Origin of the sequence: Mesorhizobium sp. CO1-1-11 (genome assembly GCF_020164995.1) — a bacterium.
Lineage (GTDB): Bacteria > Pseudomonadota > Alphaproteobacteria > Rhizobiales > Rhizobiaceae > Mesorhizobium > Mesorhizobium australicum.
The window spans coordinates 275,844-290,790 of sequence record NZ_JAIUHE010000002.1 but is presented as its reverse complement, the minus strand read 5'-3'; the positions used below and the strand labels follow the sequence as shown (position 1 = coordinate 290,790).

At 62.8% G+C, this 14,947-nt stretch carries 14 protein-coding genes; 9 read left to right on the top strand and 5 right to left on the bottom strand.

Going from position 1 to position 14,947, the window contains the following annotated elements; all coding sequences use genetic code 11:
- Positions 1-39 precede the first annotated feature (39 nt).
- The 4 genes from LB554_RS03410 to LB554_RS03395 all read left to right on the top strand — a co-directional run bounded on the left by LB554_RS03410 (position 40) and on the right by LB554_RS03395 (position 4,419).
- Positions 40-2,022 (top strand): FAD-dependent oxidoreductase, encoded by a 1,983-nt coding sequence (locus LB554_RS03410; RefSeq protein ID WP_224583112.1) that lies wholly within the window; start codon positions 40-42, stop codon positions 2,020-2,022.
- Positions 2,023-2,074: 52 nt separating this feature from the next.
- Positions 2,075-3,184 carry a mandelate racemase/muconate lactonizing enzyme family protein gene (locus LB554_RS03405; RefSeq protein WP_140661892.1) on the top strand — a complete coding sequence of 370 codons (1,110 nt, stop codon included), beginning with the start codon at positions 2,075-2,077 and terminating at the stop codon, positions 3,182-3,184.
- Positions 3,185-3,329: 145 nt separating this feature from the next.
- Entirely contained in the window at positions 3,330-3,806 is a 477-nt protein-coding gene (locus LB554_RS03400; RefSeq protein ID WP_224529983.1) for a DUF3828 domain-containing protein, read from the top strand.
- Positions 3,807-3,810: 4 nt separating this feature from the next.
- Positions 3,811-4,419 carry a hypothetical protein gene (locus LB554_RS03395; RefSeq protein ID WP_140617116.1) on the top strand — a complete coding sequence of 203 codons (609 nt, stop codon included), beginning with the start codon at positions 3,811-3,813 and terminating at the stop codon, positions 4,417-4,419.
- An 8-nt stretch (positions 4,420-4,427) separates the two neighbouring features.
- On the opposite strand, the gene queF is transcribed toward LB554_RS03395, so the two are convergent.
- Positions 4,428-4,889 (bottom strand): preQ(1) synthase, encoded by a 462-nt coding sequence (gene queF / locus LB554_RS03390; RefSeq protein ID WP_015318332.1) that lies wholly within the window; start codon positions 4,887-4,889, stop codon positions 4,428-4,430.
- Between the two features lie 57 nt (positions 4,890-4,946).
- Here queF and LB554_RS03385 point away from each other — a divergent pair, with 57 nt between their 5' ends.
- On the top strand, positions 4,947-6,992 hold the full coding sequence (locus LB554_RS03385) for an FAD-dependent oxidoreductase (protein ID WP_224583110.1): 2,046 nt from the start codon (positions 4,947-4,949) through the stop codon (positions 6,990-6,992).
- Positions 6,993-7,092: 100 nt separating this feature from the next.
- Here the strand turns inward: LB554_RS03385 and LB554_RS03380 are convergent, their stop codons facing one another.
- On the bottom strand, positions 7,093-7,500 hold the full coding sequence (locus LB554_RS03380) for a hypothetical protein (protein WP_015318330.1): 408 nt from the start codon (positions 7,498-7,500) through the stop codon (positions 7,093-7,095).
- A 90-nt stretch (positions 7,501-7,590) separates the two neighbouring features.
- Between LB554_RS03380 and LB554_RS03375 the strand changes: the two genes are divergently transcribed.
- Complete coding sequence (locus LB554_RS03375; RefSeq protein ID WP_224583108.1) at positions 7,591-8,073, top strand: MarR family winged helix-turn-helix transcriptional regulator; 483 nt, start codon at positions 7,591-7,593, stop codon at positions 8,071-8,073.
- On the opposite strand, the gene LB554_RS03370 is transcribed toward LB554_RS03375, so the two are convergent.
- Both LB554_RS03370 and LB554_RS03365 read right to left on the bottom strand, forming a co-directional pair.
- A complete protein-coding gene (locus LB554_RS03370; protein ID WP_224583106.1) occupies positions 8,070-8,246 on the bottom strand; it encodes a polysaccharide deacetylase family protein in 177 nt (58 codons plus the stop codon). The genes LB554_RS03375 and LB554_RS03370 overlap by 4 nt on opposite strands.
- A 103-nt stretch (positions 8,247-8,349) precedes the next feature.
- Complete coding sequence (locus LB554_RS03365; protein ID WP_140720881.1) at positions 8,350-10,422, bottom strand: putative bifunctional diguanylate cyclase/phosphodiesterase; 2,073 nt, start codon at positions 10,420-10,422, stop codon at positions 8,350-8,352.
- Positions 10,423-10,727: 305 nt separating this feature from the next.
- Between LB554_RS03365 and LB554_RS03360 the strand changes: the two genes are divergently transcribed.
- Positions 10,728-11,915 carry a glycine C-acetyltransferase gene (locus LB554_RS03360; protein ID WP_140874360.1) on the top strand — a complete coding sequence of 396 codons (1,188 nt, stop codon included), beginning with the start codon at positions 10,728-10,730 and terminating at the stop codon, positions 11,913-11,915.
- A 52-nt stretch (positions 11,916-11,967) separates the two neighbouring features.
- A complete protein-coding gene (gene tdh, locus LB554_RS03355) occupies positions 11,968-13,002 on the top strand; it encodes an L-threonine 3-dehydrogenase (RefSeq protein WP_015318326.1) in 1,035 nt (344 codons plus the stop codon).
- A gap of 106 nt (positions 13,003-13,108) precedes the next feature.
- Here tdh and LB554_RS03350 read toward each other — a convergent pair whose 3' ends face one another.
- Positions 13,109-13,546, bottom strand: coding sequence for a MarR family winged helix-turn-helix transcriptional regulator (locus tag LB554_RS03350; RefSeq protein WP_224583103.1), 438 nt, complete (start codon positions 13,544-13,546; stop codon positions 13,109-13,111).
- A gap of 87 nt (positions 13,547-13,633) precedes the next feature.
- Between LB554_RS03350 and hmgA the strand changes: the two genes are divergently transcribed.
- Positions 13,634-14,947 carry a homogentisate 1,2-dioxygenase gene (hmgA, locus tag LB554_RS03345; RefSeq protein WP_140720876.1) on the top strand — a complete coding sequence of 438 codons (1,314 nt, stop codon included), beginning with the start codon at positions 13,634-13,636 and terminating at the stop codon, positions 14,945-14,947.

Genomic DNA, 14,947 nt, shown 5'->3' with positions numbered 1-14,947 from the left:
CTTGCGCCGGCGCAATGCCGCCGATGGGGAAGAATTTGCATGTCCGGCCGGGTCTTCAAACGTTTGTTCGAGCCGGCCACCTTGCGTGGCAAAACATTGCGCAACAGGATCGTGTTTGGAGCCCATACGGCGAACATGGCCGAGAACGGGCTGCCGACCGAACGCCATGTCGGCTACTACGCCGAACGCGCCATCGGCGGGGCCGGCATGATCGTGGTCGAGCCGATGCCCGTGCATCAGGCCGCCGTGCTTACCCGTGGCAATTTCAGCCCGTCCGATGACCGCGTCATCCCGCATTTCCGCAAGGTGACGGAGGCGATCCGCGGCAACGGCGCCGTCGCCATCCAGCAGCTCTACCATGTCGGTCAGCACGCGGACGCGGACAACTCGTTTCACCCCGGTTGGTCGCCTTCCGGCCTGCCGAGCTACCACGATTCCGACGGCTCGCATCGGATGTCCGAAGCCGAGATCGAAGAAACGATCGACGGCTTCGTCCAGGCCGCGCGCCGTTGCCACCAGGCCGGCTTCGACGGCGTCGAGGTCTGGGCGGCGTACCATTCGATGCTGGACCAGTTCTGGACACCTTGGTCGAACCGCCGGGACGACCGATGGGGCGGCAGCCTCGAAAACCGCACCCGCATGAGCCGTGAGGTGATGACCAGGATTCGCCGGGAATGCGGCGATGATTTTATCATCGGTCTCGCGATCAATGATGAGCCCGAAGTCGAAGTGGCGCTGAAGCGCGAAGCGCTGGCCGAGATCATCGACCTCCACGACCGCGATGCCTTGATGGACTATGTCACTTGCGGAACGGGTTCCTACTTCGATTTCTACAAGATCATGCCGACCTTTGTTTACCCGGAGAAGCTCGGTGCCGACCTGGCGTCCGTGCTCAAATCCACCGTGCGTCACGCGTTGATCACCGCCGAGAGCCATATCCGCACGCCCGAGAACGCCGAGAGCGTGCTGAGCGAAGGCCGTGCCGATCTCGTTTCCATCGTGCGTGGGCAGATCGCCGATCCGCATCTGGCTGCAAAGGCTGCCGCCGGCCGGCCGCAGGACATTCGCGGCTGCCTGTCCTGCAACCAGATGTGCTGGGGCCGGCGCAGCCGTGACTACTGGATCAGCTGCGTCATCAATCCTTCCGCGGGGCGGGAATGGGAGTGGGGCGGCGACCGCTTTGCTCCGGCCGGCCAGCCGAAGCGCGTACTGGTCGTGGGTGGCGGCCCGGCCGGTCTCGAAGCGGCGCGCGTGGCGGCCGAGCGCGGCCATCGCGTCATGCTGGCCGAGGCATCCGACCGCCTTGGGGGGCAGTTCCGTCTTGCCGGACTGCAGCCGCGCCGTGCCCAGATTCTGGACCTGATCGACTGGTATGAGCGCCAGCTCGGCCAGCTCCAGGTCGATATCCGCTACGGGCAGTATGTCGAAGCCGACGATGTCGAGCGCGAGGGCGCCGATCACGTCATCGTCGCGACCGGCTCGATGCCGCCGGACGGCGCTTTCCAGCGGGCCTTGCCGCATTGGGAGAGCATTCCGGGCGACGGTCCGGTGCTCTCGGCCGAAGCGGTGATGGCGCGCGAGGCGAGGCCGGGAAAAAATGTTCTCTTGCTGGACGACGGCGGCAATTGGAAGGGCTGCGGCACCGCCTGGAAACTCGCCGAGGATGGTCACAACGTAACGCTTGTGACACCGGACGCCCTGGTCGGCAAAGAGCTTCAGCGAATGGCCGTCGATGCGCCGCTGCGACGGGCACTCGCCAAGCTGAAGGTGCGGTTTGTGACCGAGAGCGCCGTCGTTCATTGGGACGGCAGGGTGGCCAGGATCGCTTCGCTGCTCGACCGGACCGAGCAGCAGGTCGAGGCCGACGCTTTGGTATTCGCCGCCACCAGCATGGCGCAGGACAGCCTGTCCATCGAGCTCGAAAGGCGCGGAATTGCGCATACCTCCATCGGCGACTGTACCGCCTCCAGACAGGCGGCATTTGCCATTCATGACGGGCGCAAGGTGGCGCTTGGTCTTTGACCATCGCGAAAGGCGCCATGCCAGGCAAGGCATGAACGGGGCTGATGTCTGAATGCGTATCAGGTCAATCAAAGTCTATCAGATGCTTCTGCCTGTTAAAGGCGGTGCCTACCGGATGGCCAGCGACACCGTGCAGAATTTGGACAGCACGCTGGTTGAAGTCACCACCGAGGATGGACTGTCAGGCTGGGGTGAGACTTGCCCGATCGGCCCTGTTTATCAACCCCAGCATGCTCTGGGCGCGAGAGCGGCAATTGCTGAAATAGCGCCGGGACTCATCGGCGAGGACACAGCGTCCATGCGCCGCCTCGCCAAACGAATGGACGAACGGCTGAACGGTCACAACTATGCCAAGGCGGCCTTGGACATAGCTCTCCTCGACCTCGCCGGCCAGCGGCTGGGCGTCCCTGTTTCAACACTTCTCGGTGGTGCGCTCACCGATCGCGTGCCGTCATACTACTCGACGACCGTCGGTGCTCCGGACGAGACCGCGCGTATTGCCGCCGACAAGGTCAACGCCGGATATCCACGGCTTCAGATCAAGATCGGCGGGCGGGATCTCGAACAAGACGTCGCCACTGTGCACAAAGTATGGGAGGCGGTTGGCTTCAGGGCCCGCATAGCCGTCGACGCCAATCGCGGCCTGACTGCTGCCGCGGCGCTGCACATCGATCGGCTTTGCCAGGCAATCCCGTTCGTGTTCGAACAGCCTTGCAACACCATGGAGGAAGTCGCAGGCCTCAAAGGGCGCGTTACGCATCCGATCTATCTCGATGAGAGTACCGAGGATTTGAATGCCGTGCTTCGGGCAGTTTCGTCAGGTATCGCCGACGGATTCGGATTGAAGGTCACCCGTCTTGGTGGTCTGACCAAGATGGCCACGGTCCGCGACCTGTGTGCGATACGATCTCTTCCGCACAGCTGCGACGATGCCTGGGGCGGAGACGTCATCGCCGCGGCATGCGTCCACCTCGCCGCTACCGTCGAGCCGAGACGTTTTGAGGGAGCCTGGATCGCGCAGGAGTACATCGAAGGGCATACTGATCCCGCAAACCCGATCGTGATCGAGAACGGGCATATACGCGTCCCGCAGATCCCAGGGCTCGGTGTCAAGCCTGAGCGCTCCCAACTCAACGCGCCGATCGCCACTTTCGGAAACTAAGGATCGTTGGATTTGATCTATGCAAGCAGACGCGCCGCCCGGAGGAGGCTTCATGAGCCGCAAAAAAGCCGATATGCACGATGCGTGGTATTGATTGCCTTCCGCAGTCAAACATTCGGGGAAATCCATGCATTCGGGGAAATCCATGAAACTGCTGCTCGCTGCCATCCTGTCGATTGCCACACCAGCCGCGGCATTGGCCGGCCCGGCGTCCGACGCCGTGAAGTTCTTCTATGTCCCGCAGGTCAAGTTCGAGGCCGACGCGCAATACCGCGATCGCTTCACCGAGCCGGTGACGAAACTGTTCGACCTCAACGACCAGGCCAACAAGAAGAATCCGGACCAGGTCGCCTGTATCGACTTCGACCCCGGCCTCGACGCGCAGGATTTCGACCAGAAGGCCCTTTCCAGGACACTGAAGCTGTCCGAGACGGTGGAGGGCGATACGGCGCAGGTGGTGGCGAGTTTCAGTCTTTTTCCGGAAGGAGACGATTCGCAGCGCGAAATGCACTGGTCGCTGAAGAAGGTCGACGGCAAGTGGAAGATATCGGACATTGCATCGAAGACCAGCGACTGGACGCTGAGCCAGCTCGAATGCATGGCGGGCCAAGATCCGGAGTGATGCGATGGCCGGTCGCACGCTTCTTTTGTTCTCGGCCGTGTGCCTGCTGGCGGCGGACTTGAACGGCGCGGCCGCTCAGGGGCTGTTGGGCGCGCCGCCGGCAAAAGCTCCGGCCGGGACCGCGCCCGATGACAGCGTGACGCCGCCGGCAACCCCGCCTGGCGGCGCCGCGGAGCCGCCGACCCCACCCGTCGCATCGCCGCCAAGCGAGCCTGCCGCTCCAATCCAGCCGGGGTCGCCGACCGCGGTGGTGCGGCCGTTCTACGATCAGGTCGGCCTGGAGGTCGATCCTGCTCAGCGCGGCCATTTCATCGATCCGGCGAAAGCCGTGCTCGACAAGAGCGATGCCTTGCGCAAATCCGGGCAGGGCGAGTGCCTGGACCCCAACATGGCGCTCGACAATGCGGACTACGACAAGGCCGAGATCGACAAGAGCCTGAAGACGCTCGAAGCGATCAATGGCGACCAGGCCAAGGTGATCGTCGCCTTCGTCGTCGCCGGTAACCCGCACCGCCTCGAATGGAAGTTCAAGAAGGTCGATGGCGAATGGAAGATAGCGGACCTTTTGTCGGTGACCGGCGAATGGGCGCTCAGCCAGTACCAGTGCGAATGATGGCCGAACTAGCCGCGCCCGCGATAGGGGGTGACGCCGGTATCCGGCAGCCAGGCGCCTTCGGGCGGAGCGCCGGTCTGCCAGAACACATCGATCGGAATGCCGCCGCGCGGATACCAATAGCCGCCTATGCGCAACCAGAGCGGCTTGGTCGCGGCCACGATGCGGCGTCCGATCATCACCGTGCAGTCTTCATGGAAGGCGCCATGGTTGCGAAACGAGGTCATGAACAGCTTGAGCGACTTCGATTCCACCAGGGCGGCATCGGGTGCGTAGTCGATGACGATGTGGGCGAAATCCGGCTGTCCGGTCACCGGGCAGAGCGAGGTGAATTCCGGGCAGGTAAAGCGCACGATCGCCGGCGGCCCGTCGCCGCGCGAAAACGGCACGGTTTCCAGGACCGCGGCTTCGGGGCTCTGTGGCGTCTCGACGTGCGTGCCGAGCTGGGTGAGATTTTTGGTATCGATCATATGCGGTTTCCCTTGGATTTGCCGCTCATTAGCACAAATTAAAACGGCAGGAAGACGATGACCAGCAACGACCCGCTTCTCCAACCCTACCAGCTCAAGCATTTGACGCTGAAGAACCGGGTGATGTCGACCAGCCACGAGCCGGCTTACTCGGAGGACGGCATGCCGAAGGAGCGCTACCGGCTCTACCATGCCGAAAAGGCCAAGGGCGGCATGGCGCTGACCATGACCGCCGGCTCGGCGATCGTTTCGCGCGACAGCCCGGCTGCCTTCGGCAATCTGCACGTCTATGACGACCGCATCGTGCCGTGGTTGGCCGAACTCACCGATGCCTGCCACGAGCATGACTGCAAGGTGATGATCCAGATCACCCATCTTGGCCGCCGCACGGGTTGGAACAAGGCCGACTGGCTGCCGGTGCTCTCGGCTTCACCAGTGCGCGAGCCGGCGCATCGCGCTTTCCCCAAGACCATCGAGGAGTGGGACATCGAGCGCATCGTCGCCGACTATGCGTCGGCCGCCCAGCGCTGCCAGGCGGCCGGGCTCGACGGCATCGAGTTCGAATCCTACGGCCATCTGATGGACGGCTTCTGGTCGCCTGCCACCAATCATCGCGATGACGAGTATGGCGGTTCGCTCGACAACCGCCTGCGCTTTACCAACATGGTGCTCGATGCGGTGCGGGCGGCGGTCGGCGAGAAATTCGTCGTCGGCATCCGCATGGTCGCCGACGAGGATTTCGACAAAGGCCTGTCGAAGGAGGAGGGCGTCGAGATCGCCAGGCGGCTGGCCGGCTCCGGCAAGCTCGATTTCCTCAACATCATCCGGGGCTCGATCGAGACCGACGCGGCGCTCACCAAGGTCATTCCGGTGACCGGCATGCGGTCGTCGCCGCATCTCGATTTCGCCGGCGAGGTGAGGGCGGCGACGAAATTCCCGACCTTCCACGCGGCGCGCATTTCCGATGTCGCCACCGCGCGCCATGCGATCGCCACCGGCAAGCTCGACATGGTCGGCATGACTCGCGCCCATATCGCCGATCCGCACATCATCAAGAAGGTGATGGAGGGCCGCGAGCACGAGATACGTCCCTGTGTCGGCGCTACCTATTGTCTCGACCGCATCTATGAAGGCGGCGAGGCGCTATGCGTTCACAATGCGGCGACCGGCCGCGAGGCGGATATCCCGCACGTCATTGTCAAGACGGAAGGGCCCAAGCGGAAAGTGGTGGTCGTCGGCGCCGGCGCTGGTGGGCTGGAGGCGGCGCGCGTCGCAGCCGAGCGCGGTCATCAAGTCACGATCCTCGAGGCATCATCACAAGCTGGCGGCCAGGTGCGTCTGGCGACCCAGAACCCGCGCCGCAAGGAATTGATCGGCATCATCGACTGGCGGCTGGCCGAACTCGACCGGCTCGGCGTCGAGATCCGCTATGACACCTGGGCGGAACAGGACGATGTTCTGGCGCTGGCGCCCGACGTCGTGGTGATCGCCACCGGTGGCCTGCCGCAGAACCCGCCGCTGGCCTCCGGCGACAATCTCGTCACCTCGAGCTGGGACATCATGGCCGGCAGCGTCAAGCCGGCCGAAAATGTGCTGCTCTACGACGACAATGGCGGCCATCAGGGCATGGGCGCGGCCGAACTGATTGCCAACAGCGGCTCGAAGCTGGAACTGGTTTCGCCGGAACGCTTCTTCGCCCCCGAAATGGGCGGCATGAACCACGTACCCTATGTCAGGGCCTTCCAGGAAAAGGGCGTCACCGTCACCATCAATACCCGCCTGCGCTCGGTGCGGCGCGAGGGCAATCAACTGATCGCGGAACTCGCTTCGGATTTCGCCGATGGCTGGCGCGGAGAGCGCAGGGTCGACCAGGTGGTGGTCGAGCACGGCACGGCGCCGCTCGACGATCTGTATCTTTCGCTGAAACCGGTGTCGAAGAACGGTGGTGCGGTTGACTATGAGCGTCTGGCCAACGGCGGCGACATTTTTCCCAAGCGCAACGCGGATGGCGGCTTCGTGCTCTTGCGCATCGGCGACGCGGTTGCCTCGCGCAACATCCACGCCGCCATCTATGACGGGATCAGGTTCGGGATCAGGATTTGATCACGATCGGGTGGCGCGCAACGACCTTTGCAAGGAGAGCCACCTGCCGCTCTGGTCCGTTGCGCGCTGCGCATGATCGGCTTTCACCGGCCGTGCGATTCTAAAACATCTTGGCGGTCGCCATGCAGAGCACGGTGATGACCAGCAGCCCGCCGGCTATGCGTTCGCCCCTGGTCATTTTCGCGCGCAGCGCCGTTTGGGTCGCGGCATCGGCGCCGGCAAGCTGCCTGCTGGCGGAGCCCACAAGCGCGCCTTGCACGCCGGCGGCGATCAGCGCCGTCAAAATGCCGAGCGCCAGTATCTTTTCCATCGAGCCAAAAGCACCCTCATGAAAGAAATACCAGAGCAGCAAACCGGTCAGGAAAGCCAAACCGGCCGCGCCCATTTGCGGCCGGAAGAACCGCTCTGCCCGGATGTCCGGATCGCGGCCAACCGCGATGGTCGTGCCGGCCCAGAAGACGCCGGCCATGACGTGCAGGCCGATGACGGCGATATAAACATATTGCATGACCGCATTCCTCTCATTCGCCCACCGCCTACGCGCCGCAACCCTGTCGCGATGCCATCACTAAGGCAAAATTAGATATCTAACGGTTAGATGTCAATCACGAAGCCAGTTTCACATTCCCACTGCTTGCTCTACTGTCAGATCATGACACCATTTGACCGCCCGCCGGTCGGCATGAATCTCGGCCGAACCGCCAAGCTTGTCGCACAAGCCTTCGACGCTGCCTTGGTTGAAGCAGGCGGCACATTGCCGGTCTGGCTCACGCTGCTGTCTGTCAAGTCGAGCGAGCTTGCCAATCAGCGCGAACTCGCCGGCATGATCGGCATCCAGGGCGCGACGCTGACCCATCATCTCAACGCGATGGAAGCGCAGGGCCTGCTGACGCGGCGGCGCGATCCCGTCAACCGCCGGGTTCACTTGGTCGAATTGACGGAGACGGGAGAAGCGCTGTTCGAGACGTTGCGGCAAGCGGCACTCGTCTTTGACAAGCGGCTTCGCAAAGGGCTGCCAGACGAGCGTCTGGCGGAATTTGCGCAGGTGCTTGCGGCGTTGCGGAAGAACGTAGAGAGCTAGGAATGCCGGCCGGTTGGACGCACTGGCCTCGGCATGCATACCGACCATGAACAGCGTTGCCGGAACCGCGCTGCCTCCAAGACGTCGAGGATGTTGCTTGTACCGTTCAGCGGACCGTCGTCGAAGGTGAGATAGATGGTGCGATCCGCGCCATGGGCAGGCAACGCCGACATAACATGGCTGCCAGGGCAAGCCGAAAGAATGTCATGGAGCCGCTATCCCCTCGCGGTCAGGACAGGCCGCCATTTCCGCGGCTGCTTGTCAAGGCTGGCCGGGTTACGCCAGGCTTCCCTGCAATACCGTCAGCCTGGCTTTCTTCGGCATGCGGGCGGTCAGCCATTCCAGCGCCTTGTCATGCGGCATCGGGAAGGCGATGGAATAGCCCTGCACCTGGTCGCAGCCGATCGCCATCAGCGAATCGAGCTCGGCCTCGGTTTCGGCACCCTCGGCGACGATGGAGATGCCCAGCCCCCGCGCAAGTTCAGTGATGGCGCGCACGATCTTGGAGTTGTCGCCATTCTCATGGATGTTTTGCACGAAGCGACGGTCGATCTTGAGCCTGTCGATCTCGTTGGGATTGACGTGGCTGAGCGAAGCGTAGCCGGTGCCGAAATCATCGAGCTCCAGATGCACGCCGGCCGCCCTGATATGACGCAGCTTCGCCGCGATGCCGGTCTTCTCGTCGTCCAGAATGACGGATTCGACGATTTCCAGCGACAGTTTCTGCGGCGGCAGTCCGGCTTTCTCCAGCGTATCGAACAAAAACGCATCGAAATCATGCTCGCGCAACTCGGTACCCGAGACATTGACTGCAAGCCGGCCGAAAGCAATCCCGGTCCGGTTCCATTCGGCGGCCTCGTTGATCGCCTTGCTGATCACGATACGGCCGATCTCCGGCATGAAGCCGCATTTCTCGGCGACCGGGATGAATTCGCCCGGCGAGATCATGCCGCGCTCGGGATGATTCCAGCGCACGAGCGCTTCGATGCCGCTGATGGTGCCGTCGGTCAGCGAGACCTGCGGCTGGAAATAGACCTGGAACGCCTTTTCGGAAATGGCGACCTTGATGTCGTGTTCGAGCTGCTTGCGGTAGTCGAGTTCGCGGCGCAGTTCCTCGGAGAAGAACGAGAAGTTGCCGCCACCCATTTTCTTGGCGGAGTAGAGCGCCAGATCGGCATGGACGAGCAGGTCCTGCGCATTGTCGGCATCGATCGGATAGACCGCGATGCCGCCGCTGGCGCCCGGGAGAATGGTGGTGCCCTGGAACACGATCGGCTCGTTGATGTGCACCAGGATGCGCCGTGCCAGCATGTTGATGTCCTCGGTGCTGCCGGCTCCGTTGAGGATCATCACGAATTCGTCGCCGCCGAGCCGCGCGCACAGATCCGACGCGCGGCAGGAATCGCGCATGCGCTGTGCCGTCACGACCAGGACATAATCGCCGGCGGCGTGACCCAGCGTATCGTTGATCTGCTTGAAGCGGTCGAGGTCGAGCTGGACTACGGCCAGGCGCTCGCGCCGGCGATGCGCGCCCTTGATCAGCGTCTCGAAATGGTCGGTGAGGAAGGTGCGGTTGTGCAGGCCGGTCAGGCCGTCATGCACCGCGATGAAGGCCATCGAATTGCGCGCGTCGACCAACTCACGCGTCTTGCGCAGGATCGCGTTGGACATCGGCCTGAAGATGAACAGCGCCACCAGCAGGATGACGCCGAGTGTGGCGTAGAACAGAGTGCGGTGGAGGGAGAGCAGCTTTTCGGAGCGCTCGTCGGCATCGGCGCTGATGCGCTGGCCGAGCGCGGCATAGCCCGACAGCGTGGCATTGGCGACCGAGGCATCGAGATTGACGCGGTCGGCGCCGCCCTTGTAGCCGCCATTGTCGCCAAGATTGAGCTGCGATTCCAGTGCAGAGACCAGCCGGTCGCCATTGGCGATCAGGCCAACCGAGAAATAGTCGAGATGGAAGGGCTTGGCGAAAAGCACGCTCTGGATCGACTTCGCATCGAGCTTGGCCGGCGATTGCGGATCCGCGCCCGTCTGCTTGAGCAGCAGATCGTAGTTCGTCTCGAACTCCGCCGTGGCCTGCTTCAGCGCGCTGACCAGCGCCGGCTGCTTGTCGCGCGAGGCGGCGCCCGTTGCGTTGGCCAGAAAGACGATGCGCTGCGACAGCGTCTTCTGCGTGCCGACGATGTCGAGCAAGGTGTTGTTGTGCTGCTGCGTGGCCATCGTCTGCTGCAGCAGGACGAAGGAGGCCGCGACCATGGCGGCAATGATCAGCAGCGCCAGCCAGTAGCCAGCCTTGATCAGCAGTATGAGCTTGCCTGAAACGGTTTGCACCGGCTGCTGAGACATGTTCGGGGGCGGTCCTCTCGCCAACGGATTTATGCGAGCACCATTGAACTGCAAACGTTAACAGGACTGGAAATCGACGGCCGGCCGGCGCGGACGAGAGGCGGAAAGATCACGAAATGGTTATCGGGTTCTTTCGCGGCCGGCCTGCATTTGAGCATTCGTCGGCCCATGCGTTTCCGGGTGGTCACCTGGGCAATGTCGGAACGTCCCAGCTGATGCTGCCCGGCCACCTGATCCGTCGCTTTTGCGATGGATTTTTTGTGCGGGCGGGACGACAGTCTGCCGACGTCAAACGGGGCCCGATCATGACCGCAGCATTTCTCTCCCATATCGACAGCGAGCTTGCCGGGTTGAAATCCGCCGGGCTCTACAAGTCCGAGCGGGTGATTTCCTCGATGCAGTCGGCTGAGATCGAGGTCGGCGGCGAGAAAGTGCTGAACTTCTGCGCCAACAACTATCTCGGCCTTGCCGACAGCGCGGAACTGCGCGCGGCGGCCACGCAGGCGCTCGACCGCTACGGCTACGGCATGGCCTCGGTGCGCTTCATCTGCGGGACCCAGGAAGAACACAAGCAGCTCGAGACGACGATCTCCTCTTTCCTCGGCTCAGAAGACACCATCCTCTACGGCTCCTGCTTCGACGCCAATGGCGGCCTGTTCGAGACGCTGCTTGGCGAGGAAGACGCAATCATCTCGGATGCGCTGAACCACGCCTCGATCATCGACGGCGTCAGGCTGTCGAAGGCCAAACGCTTTCGCTACGCCAACAATGACATGGCCGATCTCGAGGCGCGATTGAAGGAAGCCAAGGATTGCCGCTTCCGGCTGATCGCCACCGACGGTGTGTTTTCCATGGACGGCATCATCGCCAATCTCTCAGGCGTCTGCGATCTGGCCGAGAAATACGACGCCATGGTCATGGTGGATGACAGCCATGCGGTCGGCTTCGTCGGCGGAAACGGGCGCGGTTCGCCCGAGCATTGCGGTGTCGAGGGCAGGGTTGACATCATCACCGGCACGCTCGGCAAGGCGCTCGGCGGCGCTTCGGGCGGCTACACCTCGGGCAAGAAGCAGGTGGTCGACTGGCTGCGCCAGCGCTCGCGGCCTTATCTCTTCTCCAACACGCTGATGCCGGCGATCGCCGGCGCCTCGATCAAGGTGTTCGAGCTGATCCGCAATGGCGACGGATTGCGCGAGCGCCTATATGCCAATGCGGCGCGGTTCAGGTCCCAGATGGGAAAGCTTGGATTCACGCTGGCCGGGGCCGACCATCCGATTATCCCGGTAATGCTGGGCGATGCCACATTGGCGCAGGAGATGGCGGCGCGCATGCTGAAGCGTGGTATCTACGTCATCGGATTCTCATTCCCGGTGGTGCCGAAGGGCCAGGCCCGCATCCGCACCCAGATGTCGGCGGCGCACTCCAGCGCCGACATCGACCGGGCCGTGGAAGCGTTCGGAGCGGTCGGCAGGGAATTGGGTGTGATTTCCTGAAGGGCCGGTAGCGAAAAGCGATTCCGGATCAAGAGATTCAAGGGACAAGAGAATGTCGAACATGATGAAGGCACTGGTGAAGGCCAAGGCCGAACCGGGCATCTGGATGGAAGAGGTTCCGGTGCCTGAGATCGGCCCGAACGATGTGCTGATCAAGATCAAGAAGACCGCGATCTGCGGCACCGACGTCCACATCTACAACTGGGACCAGTGGGCGCAAAAGACGGTTCCTGTGCCGATGGTGACCGGCCACGAATTCGTCGGCACGGTAGCCGACTTTGGTGCCGCGGTCACCGAATACAAGGTCGGCCAGCGGGTGTCGGGCGAGGGACACATCGTCTGCGGTCATTGCCGCAACTGCCGCGCGGGCAGGGGACATCTATGCCGTAACACGCTCGGCGTCGGCGTCAACCGTCCGGGCGCCTTCGGCGAGTACCTGGCCATTCCCCAGCACAATGTGGTGCCGATCCCCGACGACGTGCCGGACGAGATTGCCGCGATCTTCGATCCCCTGGGCAATGCGGTCCACACGGCGTTGTCCTTCGATCTGGTCGGCGAGGATGTGCTGGTCACCGGCGCCGGACCGATCGGCATCATGGGCGCTCTGGTGGCGCAGTGCGTCGGCGCACGCAAGGTTGTCATCACCGACATCAACCCGGTGCGCCTGGCGCTGGCGAAGAAACTCGGCGTCCAGCATGTCGTCGACGCTTCGCAGGAGAAGCTGCGCGACGTCATGCCGGCACTCGGCATGACAGAAGGTTTCGATGTCGGATTGGAGATGTCGGGCGCCGCGCCTGCCTTCCGCGACATGATCGACACCATGAACAATGGCGGCAAGATCGCCATCCTCGGCATCGCCCCGACTGGTTTCGAGATCGACTGGAACAAGGTCATCTTCAAGATGCTGCACTTGAAGGGCATCTACGGCCGCGAGATGTTCGAGACCTGGTACAAGATGATCGCCCTGGTGCAGGGCCCGCTCGACGTCTCCGCGCTCATCACACACCGCATCGGCATCGACGATTTCCAGGCCGGCTTCGATGCGATGCGCAGCGGCAGTTCCGGCAAGGTGGTGATGGACTGGTAACGGCGCGCATAGCGCTATCCGGTAAAACGTCTGCGCGAGGCGCCCCCTCTGTCCTGCCGGACAGAGGGGGGCGCTGTCCCCCCAGCCTATCCCCATTCTTTCAGCGCTACTTCTCTTCCAACGTCCTCTCAAGCGCCGCCACCCCACGCACAATCGCCGCACGTTCGTCCACGCCAAGTTTCGCCAGCAGTTCCCGCTCGAAACTCTGCGCCAGCGGCACCATCTCGCGATAGGCTGCAAGCCCGACTTTGGTAAGCGTCAAGTGCTCGACGCGGCGGTCGTTCTCGTCAGGTGTTCGTACCAGCCAGCGCCGCCGTTCTAACTCGGCCACGGCGCGCGAGACCTTGGTCTTGTGCATGGCCGACTGCTCGCCAAGTTCCGTCGCGGTCATCGTGCCGCGCTGTCCCAATCCCGACAACGTGCGCCATTCGGGCCGGGTCAGGCCATGGCGGTCCTTATAGACCTTCGAGAATTCGCGGCTGACCGCATCTGCAAGGCGGTAGAGCCGGTAGGGCAGAAAGCTTTCGAGTTCGAGAATGTCCATTGTCCGCATCCGGGAAAAACGGAAGATTGATAGTTACATTTTCGATGGTTACAAATGAAACCAATTTGGTCAATCCGGGAGGAAGCAATGGCCTTTTCCTATATGCCGGGTTTCGGCAACGACTTCGAAACCGAAACCTTGCCCGGCTCACTGCCGCAGGGACGCAACTCGCCGCAGCGGCCGGCCTACGGCCTCTATGCCGAGCAGCTTTCAGGCTCGCCCTTCACCGCGCCGCGCGGCACCAATGAGCGCTCCTGGCTCTATCGCATCCGGCCGAGCGTCAAGCACACGGGCAGGTTCAAGGCGGCGAGTTATCCCCTGTGGAAGAGCGCCCCCAATGTCGGCGACCACGAGCTGGCGCTTGGCCAGTACCGCTGGAATCCGGTGCCGATGCCGAAAGAGCCGACCGACTTCATCAAGGGTATGCGCACCATCACCACCGCCGGCGACGTGCTTGGCCAGACCGGCATGGCTGCCCATGTCTATGTCGCCAACCGCTCGATGACCGACGATCATTTCTTCAACGCCGACGGCGAGCTGCTGATCGTGCCGCAGGTGGGCAGCTTGCGCTTCATCACCGAGATGGGCGTCATCGAGCTTCGGCCCGGTGAAATCGCCGTGCTGCCGCGCGGCCTCGTCTTCAAGGTCGAACTGGTCGACGCCGAAGTGCGCGGCTATGTCTGCGAGAATTACGGCGCCAAGCTGACGCTGCCTGACCGCGGCCCGATCGGCGCCAATTGCCTGGCCAACCCGCGCGACTTCAAGACGCCTTGCGCCTGGTTCGAGGAGAAGGAGACGCCGTGCCGGCTGATCGTGAAATGGTGCGGCAATTTTCACGTCACCGAGATCGGCCATTCGCCGCTCGACGTCGTTGCCTGGCATGGCAACTACGCGCCCTATAAATATGATCTGGCGACCTTTTCGCCGGTCGGTGCGCTGCTGTTCGATCACCCCGATCCGTCGATCTTCACCGTGCTGACGGCGCCGAGCGGCGAGGAAGGCACCGCCAACATCGATTTCGTCATCTTCCCGCCGCGCTGGCTGGTGGCGGAAAATACGTTCCGGCCGCCCTGGTACCATCGCAACATCATGAGCGAGTTCATGGGCCTGATCCATGGCCAGTACGACGCCAAGGAGGAAGGTTTTGTCCCCGGCGGTATCAGCCTGCACAATCTGATGCTGGCCCATGGCCCGGATGCGCCTGGCTTCGAAAAAGCCTCGCGCGCGGACCTGAAACCGGTCAAGCTCGACAACACCATGGCCTTCATGTTCGAAACCCGCTTTCCGCAGATGCTGACCCGCTACGGCGCCGAACTCGAAACCCGGCAGGACAATTACATCGATTGCTGGGCCGACCTGAAGAAGCGGTTCAATGGCACGCCCGAGGGCGACTGGTCTTGA

Excerpts from the sequence above, each read along its gene's own strand:
- LB554_RS03410 (WP_224583112.1), top strand. The coding sequence starts at position 40 with ATGTCCGGCCGGGTCTTCAAACGTTTGTTCGAGCCGGCCACCTTGCGT.
- LB554_RS03405 (WP_140661892.1), top strand. The coding sequence starts at position 2,075 with ATGCGTATCAGGTCAATCAAAGTCTATCAGATGCTTCTGCCTGTTAAA.
- LB554_RS03400 (WP_224529983.1), top strand. The coding sequence starts at position 3,330 with ATGAAACTGCTGCTCGCTGCCATCCTGTCGATTGCCACACCAGCCGCG.
- LB554_RS03395 (WP_140617116.1), top strand. The coding sequence starts at position 3,811 with ATGGCCGGTCGCACGCTTCTTTTGTTCTCGGCCGTGTGCCTGCTGGCG.
- queF (WP_015318332.1), bottom strand. The coding sequence starts at position 4,889 with ATGATCGATACCAAAAATCTCACCCAGCTCGGCACGCACGTCGAGACG.
- LB554_RS03385 (WP_224583110.1), top strand. The coding sequence starts at position 4,947 with ATGACCAGCAACGACCCGCTTCTCCAACCCTACCAGCTCAAGCATTTG.
- LB554_RS03380 (WP_015318330.1), bottom strand. The coding sequence starts at position 7,500 with ATGCAATATGTTTATATCGCCGTCATCGGCCTGCACGTCATGGCCGGC.
- LB554_RS03375 (WP_224583108.1), top strand. The coding sequence starts at position 7,591 with ATGTCAATCACGAAGCCAGTTTCACATTCCCACTGCTTGCTCTACTGT.
- LB554_RS03370 (WP_224583106.1), bottom strand. The coding sequence starts at position 8,246 with ATGTCGGCGTTGCCTGCCCATGGCGCGGATCGCACCATCTATCTCACC.
- LB554_RS03365 (WP_140720881.1), bottom strand. The coding sequence starts at position 10,422 with ATGTCTCAGCAGCCGGTGCAAACCGTTTCAGGCAAGCTCATACTGCTG.
- LB554_RS03360 (WP_140874360.1), top strand. The coding sequence starts at position 10,728 with ATGACCGCAGCATTTCTCTCCCATATCGACAGCGAGCTTGCCGGGTTG.
- tdh (WP_015318326.1), top strand. The coding sequence starts at position 11,968 with ATGTCGAACATGATGAAGGCACTGGTGAAGGCCAAGGCCGAACCGGGC.
- LB554_RS03350 (WP_224583103.1), bottom strand. The coding sequence starts at position 13,546 with ATGGACATTCTCGAACTCGAAAGCTTTCTGCCCTACCGGCTCTACCGC.
- hmgA (WP_140720876.1), top strand. The coding sequence starts at position 13,634 with ATGGCCTTTTCCTATATGCCGGGTTTCGGCAACGACTTCGAAACCGAA.